Origin of the sequence: Corallococcus sp. CA053C (genome assembly GCF_003611675.1) — a bacterium.
Taxonomy (GTDB): Bacteria; Myxococcota; Myxococcia; order Myxococcales; family Myxococcaceae; genus Corallococcus.
Window position 1 is genome coordinate 1 of record NZ_RAWA01000041.1, and the last position, 18,555, is coordinate 18,555.

Genomic DNA, 18,555 nt, shown 5'->3' on the forward strand with positions numbered 1-18,555 from the left:
CTCCAGGGCGGGAGGGGCCGGACGCGGTGCTCGCGTCAGGATGCGCACCTACACCGGTTATCGCACCGGGCTCCCCCCAGGTTGCGTAGCCTCCCGGTCCACAACCCCTGTCCGTTTGCTCGCCTGCCGCGTCAGACGCGCTGCCCAATCCCGGATCATTTCGTTTTGAGCGCTTACCCAAGCGGCCAACCCGTTGTTAACACTGGCCTTCCGCCCCGGACGGACTTGAGGGATGTCGACGCGCCGCGTCATCCGGGAACCGGGAACAATTCTTCCAGGCCGGCCGGCAGGCTGGACTGCCAGGCGGGATAGTTATGGCCCCCATTGTAGGTCCGGTACGTGGCGCGGTGGCCCGAGGCCTGAAGGATGGGCAGCAGGCGCTGGTTGCCGTCCTGCAGGCCTTCGAAGACGCCGCAGTCCATCCAGACGTGGAGGGGCGGCTGGGCGGGCCTGCGGGCCAGGTCGAAGACGACCAGGTCCATGCCGTCGATGGAGAAGGCGCCGGACTGGGACAGCACGCGGCCGAAGAGGGCGGGCAGGCGCTGCGCCACGAAGAGGGCCATCAGCCCGCCCAGTGACGAGCCCAGCACCCCGTGGACGCCGGGCGTCCGCTGCGCGTCCACCAGCGACAGCTTCTCGCGCGCGAGGGGCAGCACGCGGCGCTCCAGGAAGGCGACGGTGGCCTCGCTGCACGCGTACTCGGCGGTGCGGGCCGGGCCGCCGTTGGACACGAAGGCCAGGGCCACCGGGCGCATGCGGCCCTGGGCGACGAGGTTGTCCACCACCGTGGGCAACTGGACGCGCTCCAGGTAGTCGTCGCCGTCCAGCACCACCACCAGCGGCACGGGCCCGGGGACGGGCGGCGCGTAGAGGGCCACCGCGCGCTTCGCTCCCACGGCCCACTCGTGCGTGTCCACCTGGTGGCGCGTCACGCGGCCTTTGGGCACGCCGCGCACGCGCTTGCCCAGCGTCGTGGCCTCTCCCTTCGGCATCCAGAAGCAGTGGTTGAAACCGCCGAAGCCGTTGTCGGAGCGGCGCTTGTTGAACGCGTCGCGCACGCGGCGGCCCCGCGCGTCCTGCAGCGCGTACTCCACATAGGCGCCCTCCGGCAGCGCCAGCGAGCGCGCCCAGAGGCCCTTGTCCACGCGCTCCAGCGGCAGCGGCTCCCCGCGCCAGTCCTGGAAGTCCCCCTGGAGGAAGACGCGGCTGTTGCCCTTCCACACGAAGGTGGCGGTGTCCCCGTCGATGACCGGCGTGCCCTCTCGGCGCGCGCGTGCTTCCAGCGTCTTCGTGTCCATGCGTGCCGGGCACTGTATGCAGCGCGGGGACGCGCATTGGAGCCCCGCGCGCCCTGCGTCCACCCGCGGACATCGCGGGCAGTGTCTTCAGTGTCCCGCGTGCGGCAGCAGGTCTCGCAGCGCTTCGTCCAGGGCGGGGTGGCGGAACTGGAAGCCCGCCTCCAGCGCACGCCTTGGCAGCACCCGCTGGCCCTCCAGCGCCACGCGCGCCATCTCGCCGAAGCGCGCCTTGAGGACGAAGCCCGGCACCTGCAACACCGCGGGCCGCTCCAGCGCCGCGCCCAGCGCGTGCGCGAAGGTCGCGTTGGTCACCGGCTCCGGCGACGTGGCGTTCACCGCGCCCTCCAGCGTGGGGTGCTCCAGCACGAAGCGCACCAGCGCGAAGAGGTCCTCGCGGTGCACCCAGCTCACGTACTGGTGGCCGTTTCCCACCCGGCCGCCCGCGCCCATGCGGAACACCGGCAGCATCCGGTGCAGCACGCCGCCCGCCGGATGCAGCACCACCCCGATGCGCAGGCGCACCGTGCGCAGGCCCGCCTCCATTGCGCGCGCCGCTTCCGCCTCCCAGCCCTGGCACACGTGGGCGAGGAAGTCGTCGCCGGGTGCGTCCTCCTCCGTCAGCGGCTGATCCGCGCGCGCCCCGCCGTAGTAGCCCACCGCCGACGCGCAGACGAAGTGCCGGACGGTGCCCGCCTGCTTCATCGCCTCCACCAGCACCCGCGTGCCCTCCACCCGGCTCTGGTGGATGCGCTGCTTGGCGTCGTGCGTCCAGCGCTGGTCCACCGGCTCCCCGGCCAGGTGCACCACCGCCTCCGCCCCGCCGAGCGCGTCCGGCGACAGCGGCGTCCGGCCGTCGAAGAAGGACCCCGTCACCCCGGCGGGCAGCCTGCCCAGCGATTGTTCAACGTTGCGGCTGAGCACGTGCACGCCGTGGCCCGCGTTCAACAAACCCTGGACAAGGCCCGGACCCAGGAAGCCGCTGGCCCCCGTGCAGGTCACCCTCACGGGTGGGCCTCCGGCGGCGGCTCCTGCTCCGCCAGCAGGTCCTGCCCCACCAGCGCCCCCAGGGCCGTGAAGAAGCGGACCCGGTCCTCTGGCTTCATGCGGCCGGAGTAGCGGAAGACGAGCGTCCCTTCCGCGTCCAGCAGCATCACGTTGGACGTCTTGGTGGGCAGCTTCCAGGGCGCGTCGCCCAGGGTTCCCTCCAGGTCCACGAGGATGGGGACCCCGGCCTTCTTCTCCTCGTCCCTCACGTACGAGAGGGCAATCTCCCGAGCGGGAAAGAAGTCGTACTTCTCCAGGTTGGCGATGGCCACCACCCACGCGCTCTGCAGCAGCCCCCGCTCGCGTCCCCGGGTGAACAGCTCGTCCTTCAGGGGCAGGTTGAGTGTCGTGGAGTCCTTGTCCTCGTAGAACAGGATGACGGGTTTTCCACGCCAGCGTGACAGCCGGACGCGCTCCCCCTTGGAGGTGCTTAACGTCGCATCCACCGGCTCCGGGGCGGGGGGCGCCCCGCTCGCGCTCCCCGCCGCCAGGGTCACCGCCAACGCACTTGTGATCCACGCCCGCATGGGGAGTCTCCCGTGTACAAGGTTTTTACAAACCTTAGACATAGCCTTGACAATCTCTGGACGCAAACGCTACCTCTAGGTGGAAAGGCTGCTGCCGTGCTTCCGACTTCGGAGATCCGCTGTATGGCCACCCCGCTTCCCAACGTGCAGCAGATCCCCGGCGGCGTGGCACCCCCGGAGCAGGCCTGGCTGCAGCTCGTGCAGGCCCAGGTGGAGACGGCGCTCGCCCGGCTGTTCGAGCTGCCGGACGAGTCCACCCTGGACGCCCGCTGGACGCGGGCGGTGGATCAGGCGCGCACCTACGCGCTGCGCCCCGCCAAGCGGCTGCGGCCGGCGCTGGTGCTGGCGGGGTACGGGCTGGCGCGGGGAGGCACCGGGGTGCCTCACGGGCTGTGGCGCTTCGCGGCGGGCCTGGAGCTCTTGCACACGTTCCTGCTCATCCATGACGACGTGGCGGATCAGGCGGAGCTGCGGCGGGGCGGACTGGTGCTGCACCGGATGCTGGCGCCGGGCCGGCCGGGCGAGGACCTGGCCGTCGTCATGGGCGACCACCTCTTCGCCCGCTCGCTGGAGGCGATGCTGGAGTCCGGGCTGCCGGGCGTGTCGCGCGTGGTGCAGTACTACCTGGGCGTGTGCCGGCACACGGCGGCCGGGCAGTACCTGGACCTGGACCTGTCGCGCATGCCGCTGTCGGAGGTGACGCTCTTCCAGACGCTGCGCGTGGCGCACTTGAAGACGGCGCGCTACGGCTTCAGCGCCCCGCTGGTGTGCGGCGCGATGCTGGGCGGCGCGGATGATTCGCTCCAGAAGGGGCTGGAGCAGGTGGGCCGCTCGGTGGGGCTCGCCTACCAGCTGCGGGACGACCTCATCGGCCTGTTCGGCGACGCGTCGGTGGCGGGCAAGGCGTGCGACGGCGACTTCACGCAGGGCAAGCGCACCTTCCCGGTGATGGCGGCGTACGTGCGCGCCACGCCCGCGGGGCGCGAGGAGCTGGAGCGACTGTGGGCGCTGCCGGTGGAAGAGAAGGACGAAGTGGCCCTGGCGCGAGCCCGGGCGCTGGTGGAGTCGTTCGGAGGCCGCGTCGCGTGTGAGCGCGCGGTGGAGCGGGCGTCGCGCCTGGCGCGTCGCGGCCTGAGCACCCTGCCCAACCCCCACGGCATGCGGGACCTGCTGGACGCGTTGATCGCCCGGCTCGCGCGTCGTGCTTCCTGAGGACACGTCCATGAGCGCACAAGGCAAGCGGGTGGTGGTGGTGGGCGCGGGGGTCGGCGGACTGGCCGCGGCGGCGAGGCTCGCGCGGCAGGGCTTCGACGTCCAGCTGTTCGAAAAGACGCGCGGCCCGGGCGGGCGGTGCAACCAGCTCAAGGCGGACGGCTTCACGTGGGACATCGGGCCCACCATCGTGCTGATGCCGGAGGTGTTCGAGGAGACCTTCCGCGCGCTCGGCCGTCGCATCGAGGACTACCTCACGCTGGTCCGCTGCGATCCGAACTACCGGGTGCACTTCCGGGACGGCTCCGACGTCACCTTCACGTCCGAGCTGTGCACCATGGGGCGCGAACTGGAGCGCGTGGAGCCGGGCAGCTTCCAGCGCTACCTGGCCTTCCTGGCACAGGGCCGCACCCAGTACCGCATCAGCCTGGACCACTTCGTGGGCCGCAACTTCGACGGCATCCGCGACTACCTGTCGCCGGGCGTGCTGGCCAAGATTTTCAAGGCCCGCGCGCACCGCCGCATGTACGCGGACGTCAGCCGCTTCTTCCAGGACGACCGGCTGCGCGCGGCGCTCACGTTCCAGACCATGTACCTGGGCGTGTCCCCGTTCGAGTCCCCGGCGGTGTACGGCCTGCTGCCCTTCACCGAGCTGGGCGTGGGCATCTGGTTCCCCCAGGGCGGCCTGTATGCCATTCCCCTCGCGCTGGAGCGACTGGCGCGCGAGGAGGGCGTGCGCCTGCACTACGGCGCGCCGGTGGAGCGCATCCTCACCGAGAACGGCCGCACCACGGGCGTGCGTCTGGTGGGCGGCGAGGTGGTGCCCGCGGACGCGGTGCTGTGCAACGCGGACCTGCCGTACGCGTACGAGAAGCTGTTGGACCCCAAGGACGCGCCGTTCAAGCGCGCCCCGAAGCTGCGCTTCACCTCCAGCGGCTACATGCTCTACCTGGGCATGAAGAAGAAGGTGCCGGAGCTGCTGCATCACAACGTGATGTTCGGCCGGGACTACGCGGGCTCCTTCGACGACATCTTCCAGCGCTTCCGCGTGCCGGAGGACCCCAGCTTCTACGTCAACGTGCCCTCGCGCACGGACGCATCGCTGGCGCCGGAGGGCAAGGACGCGCTCTATGTCCTCGTGCCCGTGCCGCACCAGCACCCGAACCTGGACTGGAAGGTGGAAGGTCCCCAGGTGCGTGCGAAGGTGTTCCAGCGCCTGGGCGAGCTGGGCTTCCCCAACCTGGAGGCGGACATCGAGGTGGAGCGCGTGTTCACCCCGGACGACTGGGCCGGCACGTACAACCTGGCGCGCGGGAGCGCGTTCGGGCTGGCGCAGAACTTCTTCCAGGTGGGCCCCTTCCGGCCCACCAACGTGGATCCAAACGTGAAGAACCTCTTCTTCGTGGGCGCCTCCACCCAGCCGGGCACGGGCCTGCCCACGGTGCTCATCTCCGCGAAGCTCGTCACCGAGCGGTTGATGACGTGGGCCCACAAGGAAGGCGTGACGTTGACGCCACGGCCAGGGGCTCTGGCCGGAGAACCTGTTCCCGTGGAGGTGGCGGCATGAGCCTCCACGAGTCCCCGGCGCTCATCGCGCAGGGCTACCGGCGCGCACGCGTCGTCACGCGCCATCACGCGAAGAGCTTCTTCTTCGCCTCGTACCTGCTCTTCGGCCAGCGGCGGAAGGCGGCCTTCGCGCTGTATGCGTTCTGCAGGCGGTTGGACGACATGGTGGACGCGGCGGACGAGCGCGCGACGGACGCGGTGCCCGTGGCCCTGTCCACGCGGCTCACCCGGGCGCGCGAGCGCGTGGCGGAGGTGTACCTGCCCCTGCCGGAGCTGGCGTCGAAGGAGCTGGGGCCTCCCTCCGAACGGCAGCCCGCCGCGGAGGCGCCGTCGCCGTGGGAGCCGAGCGAGTTCGCGGCGCTGCGCCACTCCATCCACCACTACCGCATCCCGGAGCAGCCCTTCCAGGACCTCATCTCCGGCATGGAGATGGACCTGACGAAGCACCGCTATGGGACGTGGGACGAGCTGGAGCTGTACTGCTATCGGGTTGCAGGTGTTGTCGGGTTGATGCTGACGCCGGTGCTGGGGTGCGAGGACGCGCGGGCCGTGGAGCCGGCGGCGGACCTGGGCCGGGCCATGCAGCTCACCAACATCCTGCGCGACGTGCGCGAGGACCTGGAGCGCGGCCGGGTGTACCTGCCCGCCGAGGAGCTGAAGGCCTTCGGGCTCACCGAGGACGACCTGCGCCGGGGCCAGGTGGATGCGCGCTGGCGCGACTTCATGCGCTTTCAAATCCAACGCGCGCGGGCCTACTACGCGCGGGCCGCGAGCGGCGTGAAGTACCTCACCGGCTTCGGCAGCCAGCGCATGGTGCGACTGATGGGCGCCATCTACGGCGACATCCTGCGCGACATCGAAGCGCGCGACTACGACGTGTTCAGCGGCCGGGCCCACACGACGAAGGGGCGCAAGCTGGCGCTGGCGACGGCCGCGTTCATGCGTCCGCGGGCGGTGCTGCCCGAGTCCGACCCGGCGCTGCCCGCGCTGCCCGCGACGTCCTCGCCACGGCTCTCCACGAGCGCGGGAGGCCCGGGATGAAGCCCTCGCGCGTGGCGGTGATTGGCGGCGGGATTGGCGGGCTGACCGCGGCGGGCCTCCTGGCGAAGGAGGGCCACGCGGTGACGCTGTTCGAGGGCAGCCCTTCGCTGGGCGGCAAGGCGCAGGCCGTTACCGTGGAGGGGCTCACGCTGGACACGGGCCCCACGCTGCTGACGCTGCCGGCGCTGGTGCGGGGCACCTTCGAGAAGCTGGATGCGCTGGACCTGCTGCCGCCGTTCACGGAGCTGGAGCCGCAGTGCAGCTACCGCTTCGCGGACGGGTGCGGCTTCACCGCGTACAAGGACCTGGAGCGCATGGCGGAGAGCGCCGCCGAATTGCGCCCCGTGGAGCGCAAGGGCGTGCACTCGTTCTACGCGGAGGCCGCGGCCATCTGGCGCGCCGCGGGCGAGCCCTACCTGGAGGCTCCCTTCGAGGGCATGGCCGGCTTCATGACGCGCGTGGCCCGCCGGGGCATCAGCGCGATGCTGGCGGGGATGCAGCTGGACACGCTGCACACGCTGGCGACGAAGCACTTCCAGACCTACCACCTGCAGCAGTACGTGGGCCGCTTCGCCACCTACGCGGGCGGGTCGCCCTATGCGTCCAGCGCGGCGTTCGCGCTCATCCCGCACATCGAGCACGCCTACGGAGTGCACCACGTGCGGGGCGGCATTGGCGCGCTGGTGGACGCGCTGGGGCAGGCGGTGCGGCGGCTGGGCGTGACGGTGCACCTGGACACGCGCGCCCGCTACGAGCGCACCGGCCAGGGCTACCGCGTGGGCCCGGGACAGGAGCCCTTCGACAGCGTGGTGGTGAACGCGGATCCGCTGGCGTCGCTGCACCGCGAGACGGAGCCGCTGTCGCTGTCCGGCTTCGTGCTGCTGCTGGAGGTGGAGGGGCGTCCCGCGCTGCCACACCACACGGTGCTCTTCGGCGGAGACTACCGGCGCGAGTTCGAGGAGCTGTTCGCGGGGCAATTGGCGACGGACCCCACGGTGTACTTCTGCAACCCGTCCGCGACCGACCCGGGCATGGCGCCGCTGGGTCGCACGGGGCTGTTCGTGATGGTGAACGCGCCGGCCATGCCGCTGGGAGAGGCGAAGGCGGAGCAGGCGGAGCGCGACTGGGAGTCGATGGCGCCGCTCGTGCGCACGCAGATGTTCGAGAAGCTCTTCCGGCACTACCCGGAGCTGCGGGGCCGCACGCGCGTGGTGGGGCAGCGCACGCCGGTGGACCTGGCGGCGCGCGGCGCTCCGGGCGGCTCCATCTACGGCTTCCTTCCGCACGGCCGCTTCGGACCGTTCCGCCGGCCGCGCATCCGGGGTGGCACTCCGGGGCTGTTCTTCGCGGGCGGTGGCACGCATCCGGGCGGCGGGGTGCCGCTCGTCATGCTGTCGGGCCGGTTCGCGGCGGAGATGGCCTCCGCGCACCTGCGGAGGGGCGCATGACGACCTCCTTCCTGATGCAGGACGCGCCATCGCTCGTCCCGGCGCTGCCCGCGCTGCCCGATGCGGCGGGGGCCTACCGCTGGTTCTACGCGGACGTCACCGCGGGGCCGTACAGCGCGGTGTGCATCTTCATGCTGGGCTCGCTGTTCTCGCCGCGCTACTCGGTGGCGGCGCGGCGCGGGGGCCATCCGCTGGAGCACAGCGCGGTGAACTTCGCGCTCTACCACCACGGCGTGCGCCGGCTGTGGGTGCTGAGCGAGTACCCGCACGCGGAGGTGGAAGGGCCGGGGCGCCTGCGCATCGGTCGCTCCACGCTGACGCACGCGGCGGACGGCTCGGTGCGCATGGAGGTGGACGACTGGACGGCGCCGTGGGGCCGCCCGGTGCGCGCCAGCCTGACGCTCAAGCCGCTGACGCCAAGAGGTGACGAGGTGCAGCTGATGCCGGGGCTGCCGCACTACTGGCAGGCGCTGGCGCCCCGTTCGGAGGCGCGGCTGGAGGTGTCCTCGCTGGAGGTCGCCGCGGAGGGCATGGGCTACCACGACACCAACCACGGCCATGAGCTGTTGGGCGAGCGGCTGTCCGGGTGGCACTGGGCGCGCACGCACCACGCGGACCACACGCTGGTGGACTACCACCTGCCGGGTGGGGTGGCGCCGCTGCGCGTGAGGGCGGGGCCCGGCGGCGTGGTGTGCGAGCGCGGACCGATGACCGAAGCGCGGCCCACGAACATCACCGGCTGGGGGCTGCGCGTCCCGGCCCGGTTGCACGCGGGCAACGAGGTGGTGGGCACACCGCGCCTCCTGGAGTCGTCGCCCTTCTACGCGCGGCTGGAGTCACGGCGGGGCTCGCTGGACACGATGGGCGAGGTGGCGGACTTCCGCCGCTTCCACTCCCCCTTCATCCGCTGGATGGCGCACTTCCGCACGCGCGTGGAGCGGGCAGCGTGAACGCGCTCGGCTTCATCACGCTCGGGTGGGCGGGGCTGGCTGGAGGCTTCAGCGCGGTGGCGCTCGCGCGGCTGTCGCGCCGTGCGCCCGCGCCGGCCGCGCGCGTCCTTCCGTCCGTGCTGCTGCTGCGCCCCGTGGACGCGCCCACGCCGCAGGAGCTGGAGAACCTGGCGCACGCCATCGACTACGCGGGCCCGCTGGAGCAGGTGGTGCTGTCGCCCTACCGGCCCCGGCTGGCCCCGGGCGTCCGGTGGCTGCCGAGTGATCCGCCCGCGCCCAACCGCAAGGTGGGGCACCTGCTCTACGCGCTGGGCACGCTGGACACGCGCGGGCGGGTGGTGCTGGCGGTGGACGCGGACGTGGCGGTGACGGGGGCGCTGGTGGAGGGGCTGGCCGCGCCGCTGGTGGCGGGCGCCGCGCTGAGCACCGCCGCGCCCACGCCCATCGGCGCGGTGGATGCGGCGGGGCGTGCCATGGCGGGGCTCTTGCGCTACACGCATCACAGCTTTCGCGCGCTGCATGCGATGAGCGCGGGCGCGCAGGCGGTGTGTGGCAAGGCGTTGGGGTTGTCCGCGCAGGCAGTGGAAGAGCTGCGCGGGTTGTCGGATCACATCGGTGAGGACCTGGAATTGGCGAAGCGGCTGCACACACGGGGACTGGAGGTCGCGCTGAGCGCCGCGCCCGCGTGGGTGCCCGTCGCGCCGGAGACGTCCTGGCGCACGCCGCTGGAGCGCTTCACGCGGTGGATGCAGGTGCTCGCGAGCCACCGGCCGGGCCTGTACCCCACGGTGCCGTTGCTCTTCACGCCCACGCTGCCGCTGGTGCTGCTGGCCCTGGCGCTGGGCGAGCCCGTGGTGGGGTTGGCGGTGGGGGCGCTCATCGTCGTGCGCACGCTCCTGTCGCTGCGGTTGTCCGCGTTGAGCGCGGTGCCCGGCGAGGCGCGGCGGGGCCACGCGCTGACGGACTGGCTCACGGGCGAAGCGCTGCTGCTGGCGGCCTTCGTGGCTTCGCTGACGCGGCAGGGAACGGTGACGTGGCGCGGACACACGTACGCGCTCCTTTCGGGAGGGCGCATGGTGCGGGTGGCGTCGCAGTGGAGTGGAGGGCCGGGATGACCTACGCGCGCTTCCTGGGGCTGTTCGTGGTGCTGCCCATCCTGTTCCTGCTCGTGCGCTACCGCCGCACGCTGTCGTGGCGGGGGCTGGCGCCGATGGGCGTGCTCCTGGTCGTCGTCTACGTGACGACGTCGCCGTGGGACAACATGGCGGTGAAGTGGGGCCTGTGGGGCTTCGACCCGGAGCGCATCTGGGGCGTGAAGCTCTTCTACCTGCCCCTGGAGGAGTACCTGTTCTTCGGCCTCCAGACGCTGCTCGTCGGCCTGTGGGCCCGGGCCCGGTTGGAGCGCGTGCTGGGCAAGCCGCCGGAGTCCGCGGCGTCCGCGAAGCAGCGGCCCGCCCGCGCCGAGCGCAGCGCCGAGCCCACCCTGGGCCAGCGCGAGGTGTCGTCATGATGGAGACGCGCTGGGCGTATCTCATCCACCTGCTGGCGTGGACGCTGCCTGTGATTGGAATCCAGTGGGTGCTGCTGGTGGGGCACTACAAGGAGCGCTCGGGCGCGGTGCTGCGCGCGGTGCTGCCGCCGGCGCTGGTGGTGGGCGTGTACCTGTCGATCGCGGATCACCTGGCCATCTCCACCGGCATCTGGAACTTCGGGGAGGGGCGCCATGTGGGCGTGTACATCGGGGCGGTGCCGCTGGAGGAGGTGCTCTTCTTCCTGCTGACGAGCGTACTGGTGTCGCTGGGGCTCGCGCTGTTCACCGCGCTCCTGCGGCTCCGGGAGGCGCGGGCGTCGTGATCCGCGCGGCCAAGGGAGGCCCCTTCGGGTGGGCGGTGGACCGGTACATTGGGTGGAAGGTCCGCTCGACGTTCCGGGGCCTGTGGGTGCGCGGCGAGCTGCCCGCCGACGGCGAGGGGCGGCTCATCTACCTGAACCACTGCAACTGGTGGGACGGCTTCGTGCTGCACCAGCTCTGCCAGGTGGCGGGCTGGGACGGCTACTGCCTGATGGATGAGGAGAACCTGCGCCGCTACCCCTTCCACACGAAGATGGGCGCGTTCAGCATCCGCAAGCAGGACGCGATGTCGTCGCTGTCCTCGCTGCGGTACGCGAAGGAATTGCTGCGCCGTCCGAGCGCCGCGGTGTGTGTCTTTCCGGAAGGGGAGCACCGGCCCTTCGGGGCCTTCCCGCTGAAGCTGGAGCGGGGCGTGGAATTGCTGGCGAAGGCGGCGAAGGTGGAGTGCGTGCCCATCGCCATCCGCTATGCCTTCTTCGAGCACGAGCGCCCGGACGTGTTGCTGGAGGTGGGCATGCCGCACGAGGCCGGGCCGCTGGCGCGCTTCCAGAGCGGGTTGGAGTCGGTGGTGCACAAGGTGGCGACGGTGACGAGCCTGGAGGGCTTCACGCGCAAGGTGTCGGGAGCGCGCGGCGTGGCGGAGCGCTGGGACGCGGCGCGGGGCCTGGGCCGATGAGCCTGCGCATCCGCACCATCGCCCGACTCACCGGCATCCGCGAGGCGACGCTGCGAGCGTGGGAGCGCCGCTATGGCTTTCCCCGGCCGGAGCGCAGCGAGAACAACTACCGCGTCTATTCACGCGACGAAGTGGAGGCCGTGCGCCGGGTCGCGAAGCTGATGGAGGGCGGCCTGTCGGTGAGCGAGGCCATCGCCCAGGTGCGGACCGCGCCTGTGGCTGTGGCCCCCTTCCTGCCGGAAGCGCGGCGGATGGAGCGCTTCTGGGCGGCGGTGATGGTGCTGGACGGGGACGGAGCGGACGCGGTGCTGGAGGAGGCCCGGGAGCAGATGGGCCCGCTGGCCTACTGCGACACGTTCCTGCTTCCGCTGCTGCGGGAGATGGCCTCGCGCCTGGACGTGGCGCGTGAGCACCTGGGGTCGGCGCTGGTGCGACAGCAGTTGCGGCTGTTGCTCGCGGGGATGGAGAGCACGAGCGACGGGCCCCGGGGCGTGCTGGCCTGTCCGGCGGGAGACCACCACGAGGGCGGGTTGCTGGCGCTGGCCGTGCACCTGAAGGCCCGGGGCTGGCGGGTGACGTTGCTGGGCGCGGACACGCCCGCGGAGGCGCTGCACGAGGCCTGCGCGCTGGTGCGGCCGGAGGTGGTGGCGCTGTCGTTCGTGCGGCGCCGGGAGCCGGCGGACTTCCTCGCGGTATTGTCGGCGTCGCTGCAGGCGTGCGCTTCGGTGCCGATGGTGGTGGGTGGGCCGGGCGCGCGGGAGCACCTGAAGACGCTCTTCAACATGGGGGCCCAGTACGCGGAGACCGCGGAGGAGCTCATCTCCATCTGGCAGCAGGTGAGGAACGCCCAGAATCGACCGTGAAACCGAGCCATGGCTGAGCGCACCTATCGCATCCACATCGCCGCGGAGCTGTCGGGAGTCCGCGTGGAGCTCATCCGGGCGTGGGAGCGCCGCTACGGGGTGCTCGCGCCCGAACGCACGCCGGCGGGCTACCGCGTCTACACCGACCGCGACGTCGCGCTGCTCAAGCGGCTGAAGGCGCTGACGGAGGAGGGCGTGGCCATCAGCGAGGCGGCGAAGCTGGTGCCGCGGTTGATGGCGGATCTGGACGCCGGGCCACCGCAAGTTCAGGAGCGGCAGGAGTCCGGGACGCGGGCCCAACCGGAGGCGTGGCGCGCGGCGGTGCTGGAGGCGGCCGAGGCGTATGACCAGCCGCGCGTCTCCCGCATCCTGGACCAGGTGTTGTCCTCCCTGCCGCCCCTGCGCGCGTTGGAGGACGTGCTCGTGCCGGTGCAGCGCGAAGTGGGGGAGCGCTGGCACGCGGGAGCGCTGTCGGTGGCGCAGGAGCACCTGGTGACGCAGGTGGTGCGCGAGCGGCTGGTGAGCCTGCTGCATGGGGCGCCCGAAGGCGTCCGCAAGCACGCGGTGCTGGCGTGCTTCCCGGAGGAGGAGCACGAGCTGGGGCTCTTGGGAGCGGCGCTGCGGCTGCGGTATTCGGGCGTGCGGGTGACGCTGCTGGGACAGCGCGTACCGACGGAAGGGCTGGGCGAGACGGTGGCCCGGGCCAGGCCGGACGTGGTGGGGCTGTCGGCGGTGACGAACCGGGGCGCCACGGTGTTCGAGGACGTGCTCCAGCGCATCAAGATGGCGCTGCCGAAGGGCTTGACCGTCTGGGTGGGAGGCCCCGCGGCCCAGGCGCACCCGGACGTCTGCGAGCGCGTGGGCGTGCGGCTGTTCCAGGGTGAAGCCGACTGGACGCGGCTCGCGGGGTGAAGCTCACAGGCCGTGCGTCAGCGCCTCCGCGTTCTTCGCCAGGGCTTCGATGAAGCGCGCGTAGTCCTCGTCCACCTGATCCGCGTAGGTGCAGGCGAAGTCCGCGACGGCTTCGTCGAAGTGGTCGCTGGTCCCCAGATAGCCCGCGATGAAGGCGGCGTCTCCGGTGCGTGCGTGGGCCCGCGCGAGCGTCGCTCCGCAGGCTTCCGCGTAGTCCAGGAACACGGGCGCCTCCATCTTCTCCGCGTCCAGCGCGCCCTTCATGTCGCGCAGCTGGCGCACGTAGAAGGAGCCCATGCCCTCCACCTCCGTCCACCCGAGCAGGAGGTCGGAGAAGGCCTGCATGCGCCGCTGGCCCACCACCACGCGCTCGCCCGCGCTCCTCGCGTCGCTGGGGCCCAGGTAGGGCTCCAGCACGGAGGCCTTCGCTTCCTTCAACTGCAACACCAGCGGGTCGTTGCCGCCGTTGCCCTCGCACAGCACGACGTAGGCCTGCAATCCCACGCTGCCCACGCCCACGACCTTGAAGCCCCACTCCTTGCGCTGGTAGCGCAGACACAGGTCGCGCACCGCGCCATCCAGTGACTCCAGGTAGCCCACCGTGAGCTGCTTGATGCGCCGCTCCAGCTCGTCGGCCGACACGTCCATCTTCACCGCCGTGAGCGGGAAGAGCAGGGGCGGCTGGTAGGCGAGGTGCCGCTGGCCGTTGCGCTCCACGGTGAGCTTCTCCACCGCGTGCGCGCTGGTGTGGCGCATCGCCTTCTCCACCGCCTCCGAGGCGAGCTTCGCGGTGTCCTCCGATGTGGAGCGCAGCAGCTGCTTCGCGTCCACGTGCAGCGACCACACCTCCAGCAGGTTCTTGGTCGTCAGCTCGCGCATCATCAGGCGGTAGGACTCCACCGCCTTGCGCGCGGCCTTCTTGCCGCAGCGGCCGCCCAGGTCGTTCTGCTTCGCCGCGACGACGAAGCTCGCGGCCAGACGCTTCACGTCCCATTCGATGGGGCCGGGCAGCGTCTCGTCGAAGTCGTTCAGGTCGAAGATGAGGTTGCGCTCCGGCGTGCCGAACAGGCCGAAGTTGCTCAGGTGCGCATCGCCGCAGATTTGACTGCGCAGGCCGCTGTGGGGCGTGTGCGCCAGGTCGCGCGCCATGGCGAAGGGCGTGCCGCGCAGGAAGGCGAAGGGGGACTCGGACATGCGCTCGTGCCGCACGGGCACCAGCCAGGGCAGCCGCGTGGCGTCCGACTCCTTCAGCTGCGCCAGCGGGTCGCGTCCCCGGAACGGCTTCCAGGTGGCGTGGCTGCTGCGCGGGCAGCGCTTGCGCAGCGCCCGGCCGGCGGCCATGCGTTCGTCGACGCTGCGAAAGTCCACGTCCCGCAGGCGGGAAGGCTTGAGCTTCCGGGGTGGACGCCGCACGCGCTGCTGCTGCTGGGTGGACACGAGGGGAACCTTCGCGGCTCCCAGCTCCGATATGCCGTCCGCATCCATGAGATGTGTGACTCCTCGGTCCCGAAGATGGGGACCGGGGCATCGGACGGGAAGCGTCCCCGCGGTGCGGATGGGCGCGGAGTGTTCACCGGTGGGCGTGCAACATCAGCGGGAATCAATACGGAGGCGGACGATGCGCGTGCAGGTCGTGATGGTGTGTCTGGCGCTGCTCTGGACGGGCTGTGCGGGCGTCCCGCGGACGCACTGGCGGCAGCGCTCCGCGCGCATTCCGGTGGGGACCGTGATGATCGTCCCCCCATCGGGTGGGGGGACGCGACAGGCGTTGGACCTGGGGCTCCTGGAGGTGGACGCGTTCGAGGCACTGCTGGTGCGCGCGGGGCTGGAAGACCTGGACGCGCTCCCTCTGCGCGTCAATCCCTTCACGCCCGAGGCCGCGACCGAGGTGATGGGCTGTCTGATCCAAAGCCCCGTGACGCTGGGCACCTTGCCACCCCGTCAGGTGGTGGGTTTCCTGCTGTGGCACTTCGCGGAGCGTGAGGTCGCGGAGGTTGTCAGGGAGTTGTTCCGGAATGAAGGACTCGGTTCAATCAAGGTCGTCCACACCCAGGCCTCCTGGTAGGGGTCGATCCAGATGATCGAGAAGTATTATGTCGGGGCCTATTGGCCCGGTCGGGTCGAGCCGGTCGAGTCCTACGCTCGGCGAGCCGAGGTCTTCTTCCGCCTGTTGGCCCGGTGCGATCCCGAGTTCCTGCGGTGGTTCGAGAAGGCGGGCTCGCGCGCGACCGCGCTCCAACTTCCGGTCGCTCCCGATGGGGAATCACTCCGGCGCCTCTTCGAAAGCAAATACAGACGTGGCGACGGGGAGGTCTCCTTCTCGGCCTGGAATGGAGCATCGGACGGAGCGAGCAGCAGCGTGAGGTTCGCGTGTGGCTCCACCTCGGAGTTCGTGGGAGATACCTGCGTCCTGGAGCTCCCTCCTGGAGGCGCCGCACGGGAGCGGCTGCTGACCGCTCCGGTGATGGAGCAGGCCCTGCGTGCGGCCGTCCTGGCATGGGAGCCTGACCAGGCCATCGCCACGTCCACCGCGCATCGGGACCAGGTCTCGGAGGACGCGACCCCAGGTTCGTTCGTGGGCTGGATCATGTACTTCGCCCGACAGCGGGGCCCCGTGCCTCCGCTGCCGGCTCCGGTGCGCATCGAACCCGTGGGGGACCAGGGCACGCTGATCATCCTCACCCCGGAACGCTTCACGGCCAGCAACCCGGAGCACGTGGCGCTCGCTGCGCGCGTCCAGGAGCTGTTGGACCGGGCGGGATTGCTGACACCGCCCGGCCCCCGACCCTGAGGGCCCCGTGGGGCTGGCTCAGGAGGCCCGGTTCGCGTCAGCGGTAGTAGGGCGAGAGCGCGCTGGTGATGCGCGCCAGCAGGTCCTCGGACTGCAACCGCTCATCCCCCGTGAGCGACGTGAGCTGCGCGGTGAGCGTGTCGCGGGCCTCGCGCAGCACCGAGTACGCGGGCAGCGTCTGGAATTGCTTCAGGATGTCCACCATGGCGCGACGCGCCGCGTAGCCGCGCACGCCGTCCACGTTGAGCAGGATGCCGCGCACGTCCGCCAGCACCGGCGCCGTGAACTGCGGCGTGGTGGGCGCATTCGCGGTGAAGGTGCCGCGCGACGTCACCGGGTCCAGGTAGAGGCGCGTGAGGACGCGGCGGGCGAGCTCATCCGCGCGGGAGGCGTAGACCGCGGGCGCGCCCGGAGGCACGACGAGCGGCGGTCGCACCGACGCCAGGATGTCCTGGTACGCCCGCACCTGCTCCGTCCCGGCCCGCACGAAGCCCAGGACGAGGTTGGTGCGGCTGTTGAGAGTGTTGTTGAGTCGGACCGAGACCGAGGCCGTGGTGAGGAAGCTCTGGGCGTAGCCGTTGAAGTCCGCCAGCGTGAAGCTGAACGGGTCGTTCGTGCGGTCATAGGCGGCACAGCGCGGGTCGGTGATCCGGTCCTGATCCGTGCAGAACTCCCAGGTGGGCAACTGGGCGTCCAGCCCGTAGAGGTAGCGCACGGCCTGCACGTCGTAGGGGCCCGGCACGCCGCCGTCCAGGATGGAGTCCTCCTCCAAGACGTAGTCCATCACGGAGCTGCTGCGCAGGCCCGTGGGCGTGCCGTCGTACACGAGCGAGCCGGCGAAGTTGTGGCGCAGGCCCAGCGTGTGGCCAATCTCATGCAACACCACGTGCGTGAGGTAGGCCTCCACCTTCTGCTTCTTCGTCTGCGGAGTGACCGCCGTCCTCGATGACGCGAGGCTGGAATCCGGGTCGCCGAAGCGCTCGAGGACGTTCAGGTCGCACAGCGGCTCCGCCTTCATCCCGGCCCAGGAGATGCGCGCGGGCGGGAGCGTCCGTGCCCGTGCGGCGGCGAACGCACCGGGGTCGCTCTCGAAGTTCTCATCCCCGAGCACCAGCCACGAGGCCGGCAGGTAGACGCTGGCGCCGCGCATTTCGCTGGTGATGGGGTTGATGCGGAAGTTCGCGAAGGCGATGGGCATGAACTCGTCCGGGTCGAAGATGAGGACGTTCTTGTCGTCATCCGCGAAGTCGAGCTCCGGACCGCCCACCGTGGCCTCCAGCACCTTGAAGCCGAACGCCTGGTTCCAACCCTCCACGCCGCGCTTGATGGCGCCCACCAGGTCATAGGCCTGGAAGCGCGGGTCGGCCTGGAGCGTGAGCACCGTGGGGGTGATGACCCAGGGGATGGGCTTCATCCCGGGGTGGATGTTCCACTTCATCGCCGGGGTGTCCGTCCAGCCACCGGCGTTGTTGATGAAGCTCTCCGCGCCCGGGAAGTAGAGCGTCTGCGCGGGCATGGCCGTGGGCGTGTAGCCGGGGCCCTCCTTGTAGCGGCGCAGGGCGAGGCCCACCGTGCCAGAGGTGCGGTAGCCATTGGGCTCCAGGAACTCACTGGCAAACGGATCCGGCAGCTCTGAGTAGCCCGTGAAGACCTGCTCGAAGGCGATGCCGTCCGTGATGGCGTGGAAGCGCTGCGCGAAGCTCAGCTCCGTCTGGAAGCGCGTGGAGTAGGACAACGAGTCCCCCACCACGCCAAAGCGGTTGAGCCCCGCCGACGGGTCGATGAGGACGTACTGGTCGGCGTTGCGCAGGCGGTTGAACGGGCCGTAGTCGGTGACGACGGGGTAGGCCTCCACCAGCACTTGCGGGTCGAACACGTCGCTGTACTTCTTGCGGCCGTCCACATCCAACACGAAGAGCCGGCCGTTCTGCTCCTGGAAGGAGACCACCCGTGTGCCCAGGGACTTGCCAGCCCCGGAGAGCGCCCCCCCGGGATGGACCTGCTTGAGGAACGCGGACAGGAACCACTTCTGGTCCAGCTCGCTGCGCTTGATGGCCAGGTAGAAGTGGGTGCCCGCGTCCGTCACGATGCCGGACAGCTGCTGCTCCACCTGCTGCCGCTGCTCGGTGCTCGTGGCCCGGGGCACCGCCACGAACGCGTCCTCCAGGCTCACGGCCAGCGAGGCTTCAGGGGCTTCCGTCTCGGTGACTGGCTCGGCGGTGTCACAGCCGCCGCCCGTCAACATCACCATCAGTGACGCGGCGCCCCACCAGCGGCGCCGCGAAGACCACGTCCGTCCAAGCATCGAATCACTCCAGGGGGTGGGGGCGGCACCGCGCCGCCCGTTGCGCTGGAGGAACAGCATTTCGGGGGTG

General features: G+C 71.0%; 18 protein-coding genes. 13 read left to right on the plus strand and 5 right to left on the minus strand.

The genetic code is table 11. The annotated features are described in order from the left end of the window. Nucleotides 1-248 precede the first annotated feature (248 nt). From D7V97_RS08110 to D7V97_RS08120, 3 genes are all read right to left on the minus strand, one after another. Nucleotides 249-1,298 carry an alpha/beta hydrolase-fold protein gene (locus tag D7V97_RS08110; RefSeq protein ID WP_120610033.1) on the minus strand — a complete coding sequence of 350 codons (1,050 nt, stop codon included), beginning with the start codon at nt 1,296-1,298 and terminating at the stop codon, nt 249-251. Nucleotides 1,299-1,385: 87 nt separating this feature from the next. After that, entirely contained in the window at nt 1,386-2,303 is a 918-nt protein-coding gene (locus D7V97_RS08115) for a TIGR01777 family oxidoreductase (RefSeq protein ID WP_120610034.1), read from the minus strand. Then, entirely contained in the window at nt 2,300-2,839 is a 540-nt protein-coding gene (locus D7V97_RS08120; RefSeq protein ID WP_233582580.1) for a peroxiredoxin, read from the minus strand. Before D7V97_RS08120 ends, D7V97_RS08115 begins: the two co-directional genes overlap by 4 nt. 153 nt (nt 2,840-2,992) lie before the next feature. Here D7V97_RS08120 and D7V97_RS08125 point away from each other — a divergent pair, with 153 nt between their 5' ends. The 11 genes from D7V97_RS08125 to D7V97_RS08175 are packed head-to-tail and all read left to right on the plus strand — an operon-like array spanning nt 2,993 to nt 13,389. Beyond that, entirely contained in the window at nt 2,993-4,081 is a 1,089-nt protein-coding gene (locus D7V97_RS08125) for a polyprenyl synthetase family protein (RefSeq protein ID WP_120610036.1), read from the plus strand. Nucleotides 4,082-4,091: 10 nt separating this feature from the next. Next, complete coding sequence (locus tag D7V97_RS08130) at nt 4,092-5,648, plus strand: NAD(P)/FAD-dependent oxidoreductase (RefSeq protein WP_120610037.1); 1,557 nt, start codon at nt 4,092-4,094, stop codon at nt 5,646-5,648. Then, nucleotides 5,645-6,688, plus strand: coding sequence for a phytoene/squalene synthase family protein (locus D7V97_RS08135; RefSeq protein ID WP_120610038.1), 1,044 nt, complete (start codon nt 5,645-5,647; stop codon nt 6,686-6,688). The genes D7V97_RS08130 and D7V97_RS08135 overlap by 4 nt, the downstream gene beginning before the upstream one ends. Beyond that, nucleotides 6,685-8,136, plus strand: a complete 1,452-nt coding sequence (locus D7V97_RS08140) for an NAD(P)/FAD-dependent oxidoreductase (protein ID WP_120610039.1) — start codon at nt 6,685-6,687, stop codon at nt 8,134-8,136. The genes D7V97_RS08135 and D7V97_RS08140 overlap by 4 nt, the downstream gene beginning before the upstream one ends. Further along, entirely contained in the window at nt 8,133-9,086 is a 954-nt protein-coding gene (locus D7V97_RS08145) for a carotenoid 1,2-hydratase (protein ID WP_233582576.1), read from the plus strand. The genes D7V97_RS08140 and D7V97_RS08145 overlap by 4 nt, the downstream gene beginning before the upstream one ends. Beyond that, on the plus strand, nt 9,083-10,201 hold the full coding sequence (locus D7V97_RS08150; RefSeq protein WP_120610040.1) for a glycosyltransferase: 1,119 nt from the start codon (nt 9,083-9,085) through the stop codon (nt 10,199-10,201). Before D7V97_RS08145 ends, D7V97_RS08150 begins: the two co-directional genes overlap by 4 nt. Beyond that, entirely contained in the window at nt 10,198-10,596 is a 399-nt protein-coding gene (locus D7V97_RS08155) for a lycopene cyclase domain-containing protein (protein WP_120610041.1), read from the plus strand. The genes D7V97_RS08150 and D7V97_RS08155 overlap by 4 nt, the downstream gene beginning before the upstream one ends. Next, nucleotides 10,593-10,940, plus strand: a complete 348-nt coding sequence (locus D7V97_RS08160) for a lycopene cyclase domain-containing protein (protein WP_120610042.1) — start codon at nt 10,593-10,595, stop codon at nt 10,938-10,940. The genes D7V97_RS08155 and D7V97_RS08160 overlap by 4 nt, the downstream gene beginning before the upstream one ends. Further along, nucleotides 10,937-11,614, plus strand: coding sequence for a lysophospholipid acyltransferase family protein (locus tag D7V97_RS08165; protein WP_120610043.1), 678 nt, complete (start codon nt 10,937-10,939; stop codon nt 11,612-11,614). Before D7V97_RS08160 ends, D7V97_RS08165 begins: the two co-directional genes overlap by 4 nt. Beyond that, nucleotides 11,611-12,477, plus strand: a complete 867-nt coding sequence (locus D7V97_RS08170; protein ID WP_120610044.1) for a MerR family transcriptional regulator — start codon at nt 11,611-11,613, stop codon at nt 12,475-12,477. The genes D7V97_RS08165 and D7V97_RS08170 overlap by 4 nt, the downstream gene beginning before the upstream one ends. Nucleotides 12,478-12,486: 9 nt before the next feature. Beyond that, entirely contained in the window at nt 12,487-13,389 is a 903-nt protein-coding gene (locus D7V97_RS08175) for a MerR family transcriptional regulator (RefSeq protein WP_120610045.1), read from the plus strand. A gap of 3 nt (nt 13,390-13,392) precedes the next feature. On the opposite strand, the gene D7V97_RS08180 is transcribed toward D7V97_RS08175, so the two are convergent. Beyond that, nucleotides 13,393-14,874 (minus strand): DUF2252 domain-containing protein, encoded by a 1,482-nt coding sequence (locus tag D7V97_RS08180; protein WP_199728744.1) that lies wholly within the window; start codon nt 14,872-14,874, stop codon nt 13,393-13,395. Between the two features lie 133 nt (nt 14,875-15,007). On the opposite strand from D7V97_RS08180, the gene D7V97_RS08185 reads away from it, so the two are divergent. Beyond that, nucleotides 15,008-15,454, plus strand: coding sequence for a hypothetical protein (locus D7V97_RS08185; protein ID WP_120610046.1), 447 nt, complete (start codon nt 15,008-15,010; stop codon nt 15,452-15,454). 12 nt (nt 15,455-15,466) lie between these two features. Continuing rightward, nucleotides 15,467-16,180, plus strand: coding sequence for an immunity 52 family protein (locus D7V97_RS08190; RefSeq protein ID WP_120610047.1), 714 nt, complete (start codon nt 15,467-15,469; stop codon nt 16,178-16,180). Nucleotides 16,181-16,217: 37 nt separating this feature from the next. Here D7V97_RS08190 and D7V97_RS08195 read toward each other — a convergent pair whose 3' ends face one another. Further along, nucleotides 16,218-18,485, minus strand: a complete 2,268-nt coding sequence (locus D7V97_RS08195) for a zinc-dependent metalloprotease (protein WP_158623311.1) — start codon at nt 18,483-18,485, stop codon at nt 16,218-16,220. Between the last annotated feature and the right edge of the window lie 70 nt (nt 18,486-18,555).